Origin of the sequence: Sporosarcina beigongshangi (assembly GCF_033485195.1) — a bacterium.
GTDB classification, from domain to species: Bacteria; Bacillota; Bacilli; order Bacillales_A; family Planococcaceae; genus Sporosarcina; species Sporosarcina beigongshangi.
The window spans coordinates 302,051-314,860 of the sequence record NZ_JAWLIR010000004.1 but is presented as its reverse complement, the minus strand read 5'-3'; the positions used below and the strand labels follow the sequence as shown (position 1 = coordinate 314,860).

Below are 12,810 nucleotides of genomic sequence, written 5' to 3'. Positions count from 1 at the left end.
CTTAATGCACTCAATTAGACAGGCATCCTAATAATTTCTTGGTATGCTTCAATCACTTTGTTACGAACTTCCATTGTAGCGTTTAAAGCAATTGATGCTTTTTGAGCCGTAATCATAACGTCGTGAAGTTCGACATTTTCACCCATGACCAATTTTTGTGTCATTAGATCTGATTCATACTGCTTCGTATTGACGCCTTCAATCGCATTTTTTAGTAAGCTACCGAAATTTTGTTGCGATTCATAGGGTGTTGGTTTCACCTGCGTGTCCATTTTCAGCAATCCCGTAGATGGTGCAGTACTTAAAATAGATTGTATCGCCATTATGTTATCTCCTTTTCAAATCAGTTATTTTCCGATTTCAAGTGCTTTCATCAGCATTGATTTGTTGGCATTTAACACAGTGATATTCGCCTCATAGGACCGTGTTGCCGACATCAGGTCAATCATTTCCCTTAGTGGGTCCACATTCGGCATTTCAACGTAGCCCTCATCATTTGCATCTGGATGACTAGGGTCGAAGACAAGCTTAAATGGCGTTTCGGTATCCTCCTGAATTCTTGAAACCGTCACACCATTACCTACAGAGCCTTTTATTTGTCTACCCATCGAAGCATTTAGCATAGATGAAAATTGTCCTTCGCGTGGTTGAAGCGTCACCGTTTTACGGCGATAAGGCTGCCATTCTCCATCGACCATTTTACCGCGCGTTGTATCAATATTTGCCATATTGGATGAAATAACATCCATACGCATACGTTGTGCAGTTAGGGCAGATGCTGATGTGTTCAAACTATGAAAAATCGTCAATATCAACGGCCTCCTTTAATCACATTTTGTAGCGTATTGAACTTTCCGTTAATTCGATCGACAAGTGCATTGTAGTAAATTTGGTTTGCTGCAAGATCAGCCTGTTCCTTATCCATATCTACTCCGTTGCCATTGTGGCGATAGCGTAAGTTCGAATAGTTAAATACACCCGGCTGCGTTCCATTTGATTTGAATGCGATGTGACGGGCATCTGTCCGATAGGCTTCTAGTGAGTTTGCCCTAACATCTGCAAACACTTCTTTAAAACTAACGTTTTTCGCTTTGTAATTCGGAGTGTCGACATTTGCAATATTTTGTGAAATCGCCTTTCCCTTCGTAGCGGAGAAATCCAAACCGCGTTCCAAATCTGAAATTGTTCCTCCAAAAATATTCATCTATTCACCTCATATTCCCTTAGTTGTACAATTCAAACAGCCTTTCTTAATATCAAGATCACATTTTTGATTGCTACCAAACTACTCTTTTCAACATATACTCCTATTGTAGCGGATGTTAGCGAATCTTGTCTATTAAATACAGTGAATATCTCTTAGTCCTAAACAACCGTTTTATCAATAGATAATTTTTTACAATTAACCCAATAGGTCTATTATACTTATATCTAAAGTGCGTATTTAACCGTAAGTCCTATACATTTTTTCCAATAAAACACTTTCAATTGCATAAAAAATACCTCTTCTGATTTCAGAAGAGGCGTCTTTTAGACTAACTTATTATGATTTTTGTTTTTCAAGTTCCTCAAGGAATTTACCATTTAGCACTTTGATATAAGTACCTTTCATACCTAACGAACGAGATTCGATAACGCCAGCACTTTCAAGCTTACGTAGCGCGTTGACGATTACTGAACGTGTAATGCCTACACGGTCTGCAATTTTAGATGCAACTAGCAAGCCTTCGTTACCATCAAGCTCATTGAAAATATGCTCAATCGCTTCATGCTCACTATAAGATAGCGAATTGATAGCCATTTGAACGACCGCTTTACTGCGAGCTTCTGTTTCAATTTGCTCTGATTTTTCACGTAAAATTTCCATACCAACAACTGTTGCACCATACTCAGCAAGAATTAGATCATCTTCTTGGAAATCTTCTTTCAGTCTTGCCAAAATTAGCGTACCAAGACGCTCCCCACCACCGATAATTGGAACAATCGTTGTCAAGCCTTCTTTGAACAGCTCACGGTTTTCAACTGGGAATACCGTATGAATGCTATCAACATCTAGGTTTGAAGAAGTTTCTCTTACTTCAAACAGTCTGTTTGTGTACTCTTCTGGGAATTTACGTTCTTCAAACATTTTTTTCATACGATCGTTTTCAATTTGATGGTGAATTTCAAGACCAAGTAATTTACCTTTTCTGCTGACGATAAAAGCATTACATTCAATAACCGAACTTAACTTCTCCGCCATTTCTTTAAAGTTTACCGGTTTACCTGCTGATCTTTGTAGCATAGCATTGATTTCACGTGTTCTTACTAATAATGACATTTGTTGTTTCCTCCTTGGGATAGTTGTTAATATATTTGTTATTGTGTTTAATGAATATTCTAAAGGTTTTCAATCATTAAATAAACTAAAACGTTTCAATTATAGTATAAATTGTGACAAATCTTTGTTTTTAGCAATGTTTTTTAACTTTTCATCGACATAAGCCGGTGTTATTTTAATTGTTGTAGGTCCAATATCAGCCGCCTCAAATGATAATTCCTCGAGTAGCTTCTCCAAAATTGTATGAAGTCGTCTTGCACCAATATTTTCTGTATGATCATTCACGTCAAATGCAATTTCCGCGAGTTTGCTAATTGCCTCGTCTGTAAAATCCAATACAACATCTTCAGTCGCTAATAATTTTTCATATTGACGAATTAGCGAGAAGTCCGGCTCTTTCAAAATGCGTTCAAAATCATCCTTCGACAGCTTCTCCAGTTCAACACGAATCGGGAAACGACCTTGAAGCTCGGGAATAATATCCGAAGGCTTCGCTGTGTGAAAGGCACCCGCTGCAATGAACAAAATGAAGTCTGTCTTCACCGCTCCATACTTCGTCGAAATTGTTGACCCTTCAACAATCGGTAAAATATCTCGCTGAACACCTTCTCGCGAAACATCCGCTGAAGAACCTCCACCGTTACGACTAGCAATTTTGTCCATTTCGTCAATGAAGATAATGCCCGATTGCTCCGTTAATTCAATTGCCCGCCTTGCAATTTCATCATGGTCAATCAGTTTGTCAGCTTCCTCAGCTTCGAGGGCTTTACGGGCATCCTTTACTTTCATCTTACGTTTCACTGATTTTTTCGGCATGAAGGAAGAGAGGGCGTCTTGCATATTGGCACCCATTTGTTCCATACCCGAACCTTGTAGCGCATCAAACATAGATGGTTGCTGAGCAGTCACTTCAATTGTGACCATTTGCTCTTCCAGCTGCCCCGCTTTTAAGCCCGCCGCGACGGTCGAGCGTTTGCTCTTCACTTCGGCAATCTCTGCATAATCGGTTTCTTCTGGCTCCGCCTTTTGTCCAAACAGCATTTCAAATGGATTTTGCATACCGCCACCCATTTTCTTTTTTTCAGGAACAAGCAGCTCGACCAATCGTTCCTCAGCTAGGACAGTTGCATGCGCTTTTACAGCTTCACGCTGTTCTTGCCGAACAATACGCACCCCGACTTCAGTTAGATCTCTTACCATCGACTCGACATCACGTCCGACATAGCCTACTTCAGTAAACTTTGTCGCTTCGACTTTAATGAATGGCGCATTGACTAGCTTAGCAATCCTTCTTGCAATTTCAGTCTTCCCAACACCAGTCGGACCAATCATTAGAATGTTTTTCGGAATGATTTCACTTTTTTCTTCGTCTGGTAATCGACTTCTTCTATACCGATTACGAATCGCAACAGCAACGGCTCGTTTAGCATCGTTTTGGCCGATAATAAAACGGTCAAGATGCGCAGTCAATTCCTTTGGCGTCAGTTCCTGTCTGTTAGTCATTCGAGGACCTCCACAATAATGTTGTCATTCGTGTAGACACAAATTTCAGCAGCCGTTTCCAAAGCCGCTTTCGCAATTTCCGGCGCAGTCAGCGAATGACCGCTATACTTTTTCAATGCCCGGCCAGCAGCGAGCGCATAGTTGCCGCCCGAACCAATAGCCAAAATGCCATCATCGGGTTCGATAACCTCTCCTGTTCCCGATACAAGTAATAAACGTTCACTATCCATGACGAGTAACATCGCTTCAAGTTTCCGAAGAATTCGATCTCCACGCCATTCCTTTGCCAATTCAACAGAGGCACGTTCAAGATTTCCATTGTACTCCGTTAGCTTCGCCTCGAATAATTCAAATAATGTGAAGGCGTCTGCCACCGATCCTGCAAATCCTGCCAATACTTTTCCACCGAAGATTCTACGCACTTTTTTCGCTGTACGCTTCATCACGACTGCATTTCCTACCGTTACCTGCCCATCGCCTGACATAGCACAAGACCCCTCATGGCGAATCGCAAAAATCGTCGTTGCATGGAACTCCATCCTATCTTCCTCCTATGCTCGCGGATGCGTATTCATATACGTTTTCCGTAAATGCTCTTTCGTAATATGGGTATACACTTGCGTTGAAGATAAATGACTATGGCCAAGTAACTCTTGAACAGTTCTCATATCAGCACCACCTGCTAGCAGATGCGTTGCAAAAGAATGGCGAATCATATGCGGATATATTTTCGAGTGTAGTGATGCCTGTTCCATCATCTTGCTTAGTATATGACGCACCCCTCTATCGGTTAGCGGATCACCACGTAAATTGACAAATAACATATCATGCTCTTTCTGTTTCATCAAATCCAGCCTACTGTTTTCACGGTAAGCATCCAATGCAGATTGTGCATAACTGCCAAAAGGCACATAACGTTCTTTACGACCCTTCCCCATGATGAGGACAATGCCTAGATGGTCATCAATATCCTTCATTCGTATGGATAGCAACTCACTTACACGTATGCCCGTTGCATAAAGTAACTCGAGGATGGCATAATCACGTAATGATTTCTTATCTTCCCCTTTACAAGACGAAAATAACAATTCCAGTTCCTCTTCATAAAAAAAAGCCGGAAGCCGTTCTTCCTTTTTCGGATGATGCAGCGATCGGAATGCAATATCATTGATGTCATAGCGAGCATTCGCAAACTTAAAAAAAGAACGAACTGAAGAAATCTTTCTAGAAATCGACGCTCTTGCCAATCCTTTATCATACAGGCCTGTCACGTAAAGCCTCGCTTCAGAATATGCGACATCATTCAAATCGGTTATTCCTTCGACCTCTAGAAATTCCAGAAATGCATCGACATCTTTTTCATATTCTAATACGGTATAAAATGAGTAGTTTTTTTCCAAGCGGACATAAGTAATGTATTCATCCCGAATATGAGATGGTTGTAGAGCCATATAATTCACCCCTTAGAATGAAAAGCCTCTGGTATTATAACAAAATTACGAGTCGTTTGAATAGTAAAACACATTTTACGAAGTATAGTAGCGCTCTGACGTACAAAGTGACTAGAAAATGGCGATTAATTCGCTTATTCAAAAGTCATCCACGATTCACTATACATTATATGATGAACATCGAGCAACTTTCTTTTCATAAGAAGTCAGACCTCTTTTGATTTGTTCGTTTTCCTGACACAATTTGTTCATATCTGAAAATTACGCCACATCAATTAAGTACTTTAACGTAAAAAAAAGAAGAAGACTAGGATTTTCTCCCAGAACTACTTCTTTTCGTCATTTATTAATTAGTCGATACGGTTGGTTGAAATTCTAGTATAGTCTTCAATGCACGTTCCGCATGTTTTTCTGCACGTTCAACCTTGGACTTCACACGTTCGCCAAGCTCTGGGAACAATCCGAAATTAATATTCATCGGTTGAAAGTTTTTGGGGTCTGCTTCCGTAATATAGCGCGCCATGCTTCCCAATGCCGTTTCATGTGGGAAGAGGATTGGTTCTTTTCCTAGCGCCAAATTTGCCGCATTGATGCCAGCTATTAGACCTGAACCAGCTGATTCTACATATCCTTCAACACCTGTCATCTGACCGGCAAAGAAAATATTCGGATTTGCTTTCAATTGATAAGTCGCGTCTAGTACCCGGGGTGAGTTGACAAATGTATTTCGATGCATCACACCATAGCGTACAATTTCAACGTTTTCCAGCCCCGGAATAAGATTAATAACTTCTTTTTGCGCTCCCCATTTCATATGCGTTTGGAACCCGACGATATTGTACAAAGTACCTGCAGCGTCATCTTGACGCAGCTGCACAACTGCTTTCGGACGCTTTCCTGTCTCAGGATGCTCTAAGCCTACTGGTTTAAGTGCTCCGAATAGCAAGGTTTTTTCACCGCGTTGAGCAAGCACTTCTACAGGCATACAGCCTTCAAAGTAAATTTCTTTTTCAAATTCTTTTAAAGGAACTACTTCCGCTGCAACGAGAGCGTTGTGAAACCGTTCGAATTCCTCTTCATTCATCGGACAGTTCAGATAAGCCGCTTCGCCTTTATCATAACGAGATTTTAAATAAACCTTGTCCATATCAATCGAATCTTTTTCAATGATTGGCGCTGCCGCATCATAGAAATAAAGATATTCCTCACCTGTCAATTTAAGAATTTGCTCCGCAAGTGCCGGTGATGTAAGTGGACCTGTCGCAATAATCGTAATTCCCTCTGGAAGTTCTGTTACTTCCTCATTCACAATTTCGATGAGTGAATGGTTTCGAATTGTCTCTGTTACATTGCCCGCAAACTCATGGCGGTCAACAGCTAACGCTCCTCCGGCCGGAACTGCACAGGCATCCGCCGCACGAATAATGAGCGAATCAAGTTTTCTCATCTCTTCTTTGATGACGCCGACTGCATTCGTTAAGTTGTTGGCACGCAATGAGTTACTACACACCAGTTCAGCAAATTTGTCCGTGTGATGCGCAGGTGTCTGTTTGACTGGTCTCATTTCAAATAGACGCACATTCACTCCCCGGCTCGCAATTTGCCACGCAGCCTCACTTCCAGCAAGTCCAGCACCTATAACATTTACGGTGGGTGTCATTCCATTACCTACTTTCCACAATACTTATTAATAAGGTTGGATTTGTGAACCAAGCGAAGGCACCTTAAAAGGGGTCGCCGAAGCCATAAGACTGGTGGCGAAGCTACCTGGCTTATGGCGGGAGGCACCCCGAGCACCGTAGCGGATTCAGTGAAATCAACTTTATTGCTGTGTATCCTCTTTATAATCACATTCCGTACATTGAATTTGTACACCTTTTTTCAATTTCTTCTCAACTAGCGTATGCTCACATTTTGGACAAGGTCTAGCAACCGGCTTGTCCCATGATACATATTCACATTCTGGGTAACGGTCGCAGCCGTAGAAAATCCGCTTCGTCTTACTTTTTCGCTCAACCACTTGCCCCTCTTTACAAGTCGGACAAGTGACGCCAATCGGCTTAATAATCGCCTTCGTATTGCGACAATCTGGAAAACCAGAGCAAGCCATGAACTTACCGTAACGACCTAGCTTAAACACCATTGGTAAACCACATTTTTCGCAATCCTCACCAGCAGGCTCATCTTTAATTTCAATTTTTTCCATCTCAGCATCAGCTACTTGAACATGCTTTTCAAAATCGCGATAGAACAAATCAATGACTTCAACCCATTTAATGTTACCTTCCTCGACATTATCAAGTCCCTGCTCCATTTGCGCCGTAAATTCTACATCGATAATATCAGGAAAATATTGATTGACTGCTTGATGGACAATTTCACCAAGCTCCGTCGGGATAAAGCGCTTGGCATCCAACGTCACATAGCCGCGCTTTTGAATCGTATCAAGCGTCGGTGCAAAAGTGGAAGGACGACCTATGCCTAACTCTTCCAATGTTTTGACTAATCTCGCTTCCGAGTACCTTGGCGGTGGTTGTGTAAAGTGCTGCTTCGGATCGATATCACTATATTTCAAATGCTCGCCTTCTTCTAGCGGTGGCAAAATACGATCCTTTTCTTCTTCCTTATCGTCATCGCCTTCTACATACACCTTCATAAACCCTTGGAATTTGACCTGTGAGCCGTTCGCTCTAAAGCGAACATCATTGTTCACAAGATCGACTGTAACCGTATCCAGGATGGCAGGGGCCATCTGGCTCGCGACGAAACGTTCCCAAATAAGCTTGTATAGTCGCAATTGATCACGTGATAACACTGTTTTCATAGCAGCCGGAGGGCGCATAACAGATGTAGGTCGAACCGCCTCGTGCGCATCCTGCGTTTTAGTAGAATCTTTTTTAACTGGCTTTGTTGCCGTCACGAATTCTTTTCCATACATTGTTTCGATAAATGACTTCGCTTCTTCTTTCGCACTATCAGCGATTCGCGTTGAATCCGTTCTCATATAAGTGATCAGACCGACGCTGCCTTCTTTACCGAGGTTAATCCCCTCATAAAGCTGTTGAGCAAGCATCATCGTTTTCCTTGCTCGGAAGTTCAACTTACGGGCAGCCTCTTGCTGTAAGGATGACGTAGTGAATGGTAATGCAGGATTGCGCTTCCGTTCTTTTTTCACGACGTTTGCAATTTCAAAGTCACCTTTGTCCAGCTGACCAATGATTGCATCGACTTGCTCTTTGTTTACAAGCTTCACTTTTTTCTTTGTATCACCATAAAATACAGCTTCAAATTCCTTATTACCTTTTTTAAATTGGCTCGTAATGCTCCAATATTCTTCAGGAACAAACGTCTGAATTTCATTTTCCCGGTCGATGATTAAGCGAAGTGCAACAGACTGAACACGTCCAGCTGAAAGACCTTTTTTAACTTTCTTCCATAAAATCGGGCTAATGTTATAGCCTACAAGTCTATCTAGTATGCGGCGCGCTTGTTGAGCGTCCACTAGGTCCATGTCAATCGGCCTTGGATTTTTAAACGATTCCTTAATTGCCTCTTTCGTAATCTCATTGAAGACGACACGACAATCCGAATCGATGTCAACACCAAGCTGATGTGCTAGATGCCACGCAATCGCTTCCCCTTCTCTGTCGGGGTCAGCCGCGAGAAAGATTTTTTTTGCTTTTTTCGCTTCTTTTTTCAAATCTTGAAGAATGGGGCCTTTACCACGAATGGTAATATACTTCGGTTCATAATTATTTTCAGTATCGACACCCATTTGACTGCGCGGAAGATCGCGCAAATGACCGAGTGATGCACGTACTTTATATTTTTTCCCAAGATAGCGTTCAATCGTTTTCGCCTTTGCAGGGGATTCCACGATTACTAAGTAATCTGCCATTATTTATGTGCCTCCTTAAAGAGGTTCCGTATTTATTCTATCAATTATACCTCGGCGTAATTGCGAATCGAACAGCGAAGGGTTCGATTTGCCGTATTTCTGCGTTCTTTGCAGAAATTAAGACACTTTTCAGGACGTCGCGCACTTAGTCTGCCTTCCTAAGCACCCTAAAAAATCTGCGACATCCGCCGGAGGCTTTATCTTTATCCAGCAGGTTTTCCGCTGAACGAAGATAAAAGAATATCTGTTGCAAAATGTATAACAGATTTAAGAATAAAGCAACCTTTTCAATAAGAAGACGATATATTTAACGATTTGAAACAAGCGATTCAACGATTTGAAAACCATTCCAAATCGGCTTTGCACCTTCATCTAGTAGCTTATTTGGGCCAATAGACAACCGCGATGTGATAGGTCCTGGAACTGTAAAAATATCTTTGCCATGATCGAGTGCGTGCTCAACTGTACTCATCGTACCGCTTTTGTCAGTCGATTCTGTTACAACGACAGCATCAGACAGGCCACTAATAATTCGATTGCGCATCGGAAATGTCCAACGCTTCGGTTTTACATAAGGCGGATATTCCGTTAGTAACAGCTGATGCTTCGCCATTTCCTCAGCAAGCAACCGATTCTCTTTTGGATAGAGGTGAAATAAACCATGGCCAAGAACTGCAATCGTTTGTCCACCAAATTCAATCGCCGCCTCATGCGCCATCGTATCAGCACCTCTAGCTAGCCCAGAAACAATGACAACTTCATTTTTTACAAGGGGAGGCACAATAAGCGACATGGCTCGTTTGGAATAAATAGTAGCTTTCCGTGAGCCGATAATAGCGATTTTTAAGGGTTTTTGTAGTATTTTCTGATTACCTTTCGTATACAAAACGGTCGGTGGATCAATAAGTACACGTAATTGCTCAGGGTAGTGGGGATGTGAGAATGGGATCGGGGTAATGGCATGGCGCTCATATAATTTATCATACGGAGTCATGCTATTTTGCTGTAAACTTTCCTTCAATTGAATGGCCTTCTCCAGTGAAATGCCGAGTAGGTGAACGAGCTCCATCGGTCGGTACGTATACAACTTTTCGAGAGTGGGGTCGGTCTCATAAAGTCTGTTCAATCTGTTCAACGGTACCGGAAATACATAATGCAGCGCTAGTAGTCGCTTTTCTACGTTCGTTAGCTCCATTAAACTCCTCCTTTTTATACTTTTTTGTATATCAATTACGACTTGGCGTAATTGCGTCCAGATTTTGAATCGAGCTTGCTCGATTGACTCCTTTCAAAATCTGTGACATCCGCCGGAGGCTTTATCTTCGTTCAGCAGGCATTTGAACACTCGCTGAACAGAAAAAACAAAACCGCATTCATCTCGCCACCTATAGAGGTGGGAGTCTTCTGTAGCTGACGCTTCGCTTTCAGTACAAAATATTTTGCTGAATGAAGATAAAAAAGATGCAGCGCATAAAATATACGCTACATCCTTTATATTAATGTGTTTTACACTTTTCGTACAGACCTTTTTCTTTGATAACTTTAATAAGCGTTTCACCAATAACAGATGGTGTGTCTGCAACTTCAACGCCAGCAGCGTTAAGTGCTTTGATTTTTTCAGCAGCAGTCCCTTTACCGCCAGAAATGATGGCACCAGCATGGCCCATACGTTTTCCTTCAGGAGCTGTTTGTCCACCGATAAAGCCAACGACAGGCTTCGTCATGTTTTCTTTGATCCATGCAGCGGCTTCTTCTTCACCAGTTCCACCGATTTCACCGATCATGACAACCGCATATGTTTCAGGGTCTTCGTTGAATTCTTTTAGTACGTCGATAAAGTTTGTCCCATTTACTGGGTCTCCACCGATACCAACAGCAGTCGTTTGACCGATTCCTGCTTGGCTCAATTGGTGAGTAGCTTCATACGTCAATGTACCTGAGCGTGAAACGACGCCAACATGACCTTTTGTATGAATGTAACCAGGCATGATACCGATTTTACATTCGTCTGCCGTAATAACACCTGGGCAGTTCGGGCCGACAAGACGTGTTTTCTTGCCTTCCATGTAGCGCTTCACTTTTACCATGTCTAAGACTGGAATATGTTCTGTAATACAGATTGTCATATCAAGGTCTGCATCTACTGCTTCCAAAATTGCATCTGCTGCAAATGGAGCTGGTACATAAATAACTGAAACGTTTGCGCCTGTTGCTTTAACAGCTTCTTCAACTGTATTGAAAACAGGTACACCCGCTGCTTCTGTTCCGCCTTTTCCTGGCGTAACTCCACCGACGATTTTCGTGCCATATTCAAGCATTTGTTGTGTATGGAAAAGTGCTGTAGCACCTGTAATTCCTTGTACGATTACTTTTGTATCTTTGTTAATAAAAATACTCATCGTTTGTCCCTGCCTTTCTTAACCTACGAGTTCAACAATCTTTTTAGCACCGTCTGCCATTGTATCAGCAGCGATGATGTTCAAGCCTGATTCGTTCAATAGCGCTTTACCTTTGTCAACATTTGTACCTTCCAAACGAACAACTAGTGGCACTTGAAGCCCTACTTCTTTTGATGCAGTGATAACACCTTCAGCAATAACGTCACACTTCATGATACCACCGAAAATGTTAACGAAAATGCCTTTAACATTCGGATCTGAAAGAATGATTTTGAATGCTTCTGTTACTTTTTCAGCCGTTGCACTACCACCAACGTCAAGGAAGTTAGCAGGTGAACCACCGAAGTAGTTAATCGTGTCCATTGTAGCCATTGCAAGACCTGCACCGTTTACCATACAACCAACGCTACCGTCTAGGGAAATATAGCTTAGGTCATACTTAGAAGCTTCAATTTCTTTCGGATCTTCTTCATCGAAGTCACGAAGCTCTTGAATGTCTTTATGACGGAAAAGTGCACTGTCATCGAAGTTGAACTTCGCATCAAGCGCAAGTACGTCGTCCCCACCTGTTACAACTAGTGGGTTAATTTCAACGATAGATGCGTCTTTTTCAACGAATACTTGGTACAAACCAAGCATGAATTTCGCTGCTTTGTTTACAAGATGTGCAGGAATATTCATGTTGAATGCCATACGACGTGCTTGGAAGCCAGTCAATCCTACTACTGGGTCGATGACTTCTTTGAAAATCTTTTCAGGTGTTGCTTCCGCAACTTCCTCGATGTCCATTCCGCCTTCTTCAGAACCCATTAGTGTAACACGGTCTGTTGCACTATCTAGAACAAGTCCAAGATAGTATTCTTTTTTAATGTCGGAACCTTCTTCGATAAGAAGACGTTTCACTTCTTTACCTTCTGGACCTGTTTGGTGCGTCACAAGCGTTTTACCGATCAATTCTTTTGCGTAAGCACGCACTTCGTCAAGATTTTTGGCAATCTTAACGCCGCCCGCTTTCCCACGTCCACCCGCGTGGATTTGTGCTTTGACAACGATGACGTCCGTACCTAGCTCTTTTGCCGCTTTAACTGCCTCTTCAGGAGAGAAAGCAACAAGGCCTTTTGAAACAGCTACACCATATTCTCTTAGCAACTGTTTACCTTGATATTCATGGATATTCATCTTACATCCTCCAATCGAACTTGTATCTCATAATTTACTTGCCTTAACCATTGTAGTAAA

General features: G+C 42.0%; 12 protein-coding genes. All 12 read right to left on the bottom strand.

Annotation, left to right across the window (positions count from 1 at the left end):
- Nucleotides 1–14: 14 nt before the first annotated feature.
- Nucleotides 15–323, bottom strand: coding sequence for a flagellar hook-basal body complex protein FliE (fliE, locus tag R2B77_RS03885; protein ID WP_203246221.1), 309 nt, complete (start codon nucleotides 321–323; stop codon nucleotides 15–17).
- Between the two features lie 24 nt (nucleotides 324–347).
- A complete protein-coding gene (gene flgC / locus R2B77_RS03880) occupies nucleotides 348–809 on the bottom strand; it encodes a flagellar basal body rod protein FlgC (protein ID WP_203246220.1) in 462 nt (153 codons plus the stop codon).
- Between the two features lie 2 nt (nucleotides 810–811).
- Nucleotides 812–1,204 (bottom strand): flagellar basal body rod protein FlgB, encoded by a 393-nt coding sequence (gene flgB, locus R2B77_RS03875; RefSeq protein ID WP_203246219.1) that lies wholly within the window; start codon nucleotides 1,202–1,204, stop codon nucleotides 812–814.
- 339 nt (nucleotides 1,205–1,543) lie between these two features.
- Complete coding sequence (gene codY / locus R2B77_RS03870) at nucleotides 1,544–2,320, bottom strand: GTP-sensing pleiotropic transcriptional regulator CodY (protein ID WP_203246218.1); 777 nt, start codon at nucleotides 2,318–2,320, stop codon at nucleotides 1,544–1,546.
- A gap of 99 nt (nucleotides 2,321–2,419) precedes the next feature.
- Nucleotides 2,420–3,823, bottom strand: a complete 1,404-nt coding sequence (gene hslU / locus R2B77_RS03865; protein WP_203246217.1) for an ATP-dependent protease ATPase subunit HslU — start codon at nucleotides 3,821–3,823, stop codon at nucleotides 2,420–2,422.
- Nucleotides 3,820–4,362, bottom strand: coding sequence for an ATP-dependent protease subunit HslV (gene hslV, locus R2B77_RS03860; RefSeq protein ID WP_203246216.1), 543 nt, complete (start codon nucleotides 4,360–4,362; stop codon nucleotides 3,820–3,822). The genes hslU and hslV overlap by 4 nt, the downstream gene beginning before the upstream one ends.
- Nucleotides 4,363–4,374: 12 nt before the next feature.
- On the bottom strand, nucleotides 4,375–5,274 hold the full coding sequence (gene xerC / locus R2B77_RS03855; RefSeq protein WP_203246215.1) for a tyrosine recombinase XerC: 900 nt from the start codon (nucleotides 5,272–5,274) through the stop codon (nucleotides 4,375–4,377).
- A 346-nt stretch (nucleotides 5,275–5,620) separates the two neighbouring features.
- Nucleotides 5,621–6,934 (bottom strand): FADH(2)-oxidizing methylenetetrahydrofolate--tRNA-(uracil(54)-C(5))-methyltransferase TrmFO, encoded by a 1,314-nt coding sequence (trmFO, locus tag R2B77_RS03850; RefSeq protein ID WP_203246214.1) that lies wholly within the window; start codon nucleotides 6,932–6,934, stop codon nucleotides 5,621–5,623.
- Nucleotides 6,935–7,096: 162 nt separating this feature from the next.
- Nucleotides 7,097–9,172 (bottom strand): type I DNA topoisomerase, encoded by a 2,076-nt coding sequence (topA, locus tag R2B77_RS03845; RefSeq protein ID WP_203246213.1) that lies wholly within the window; start codon nucleotides 9,170–9,172, stop codon nucleotides 7,097–7,099.
- Nucleotides 9,173–9,479: 307 nt separating this feature from the next.
- Entirely contained in the window at nucleotides 9,480–10,367 is an 888-nt protein-coding gene (dprA, locus tag R2B77_RS03840; RefSeq protein ID WP_203246212.1) for a DNA-processing protein DprA, read from the bottom strand.
- 301 nt (nucleotides 10,368–10,668) lie between these two features.
- The gene (sucD, locus tag R2B77_RS03835; RefSeq protein WP_203246211.1) at nucleotides 10,669–11,571 is read right to left on the bottom strand and encodes a succinate--CoA ligase subunit alpha; all 903 of its coding nucleotides are present in this window, start codon (nucleotides 11,569–11,571) and stop codon (nucleotides 10,669–10,671) included.
- A gap of 18 nt (nucleotides 11,572–11,589) precedes the next feature.
- On the bottom strand, nucleotides 11,590–12,750 hold the full coding sequence (gene sucC, locus R2B77_RS03830) for an ADP-forming succinate--CoA ligase subunit beta (protein ID WP_203246210.1): 1,161 nt from the start codon (nucleotides 12,748–12,750) through the stop codon (nucleotides 11,590–11,592).
- Between the last annotated feature and the right edge of the window lie 60 nt (nucleotides 12,751–12,810).

What these genes read in the sequence shown, in the direction of transcription:
- hslU (WP_203246217.1), bottom strand. Translation starts at nt 3,823, where the DNA reads ATGACTAACAGACAGGAACTGACGCCAAAGGAATTGACTGCGCATCTT.
- codY (WP_203246218.1), bottom strand. Translation starts at nt 2,320, where the DNA reads ATGTCATTATTAGTAAGAACACGTGAAATCAATGCTATGCTACAAAGA.
- flgB (WP_203246219.1), bottom strand. Translation starts at nt 1,204, where the DNA reads ATGAATATTTTTGGAGGAACAATTTCAGATTTGGAACGCGGTTTGGAT.
- fliE (WP_203246221.1), bottom strand. Translation starts at nt 323, where the DNA reads ATGGCGATACAATCTATTTTAAGTACTGCACCATCTACGGGATTGCTG.
- sucC (WP_203246210.1), bottom strand. Translation starts at nt 12,750, where the DNA reads ATGAATATCCATGAATATCAAGGTAAACAGTTGCTAAGAGAATATGGT.
- topA (WP_203246213.1), bottom strand. Translation starts at nt 9,172, where the DNA reads ATGGCAGATTACTTAGTAATCGTGGAATCCCCTGCAAAGGCGAAAACG.
- sucD (WP_203246211.1), bottom strand. Translation starts at nt 11,571, where the DNA reads ATGAGTATTTTTATTAACAAAGATACAAAAGTAATCGTACAAGGAATT.
- dprA (WP_203246212.1), bottom strand. Translation starts at nt 10,367, where the DNA reads ATGGAGCTAACGAACGTAGAAAAGCGACTACTAGCGCTGCATTATGTA.
- xerC (WP_203246215.1), bottom strand. Translation starts at nt 5,274, where the DNA reads ATGGCTCTACAACCATCTCATATTCGGGATGAATACATTACTTATGTC.
- hslV (WP_203246216.1), bottom strand. Translation starts at nt 4,362, where the DNA reads ATGGAGTTCCATGCAACGACGATTTTTGCGATTCGCCATGAGGGGTCT.
- trmFO (WP_203246214.1), bottom strand. Translation starts at nt 6,934, where the DNA reads ATGACACCCACCGTAAATGTTATAGGTGCTGGACTTGCTGGAAGTGAG.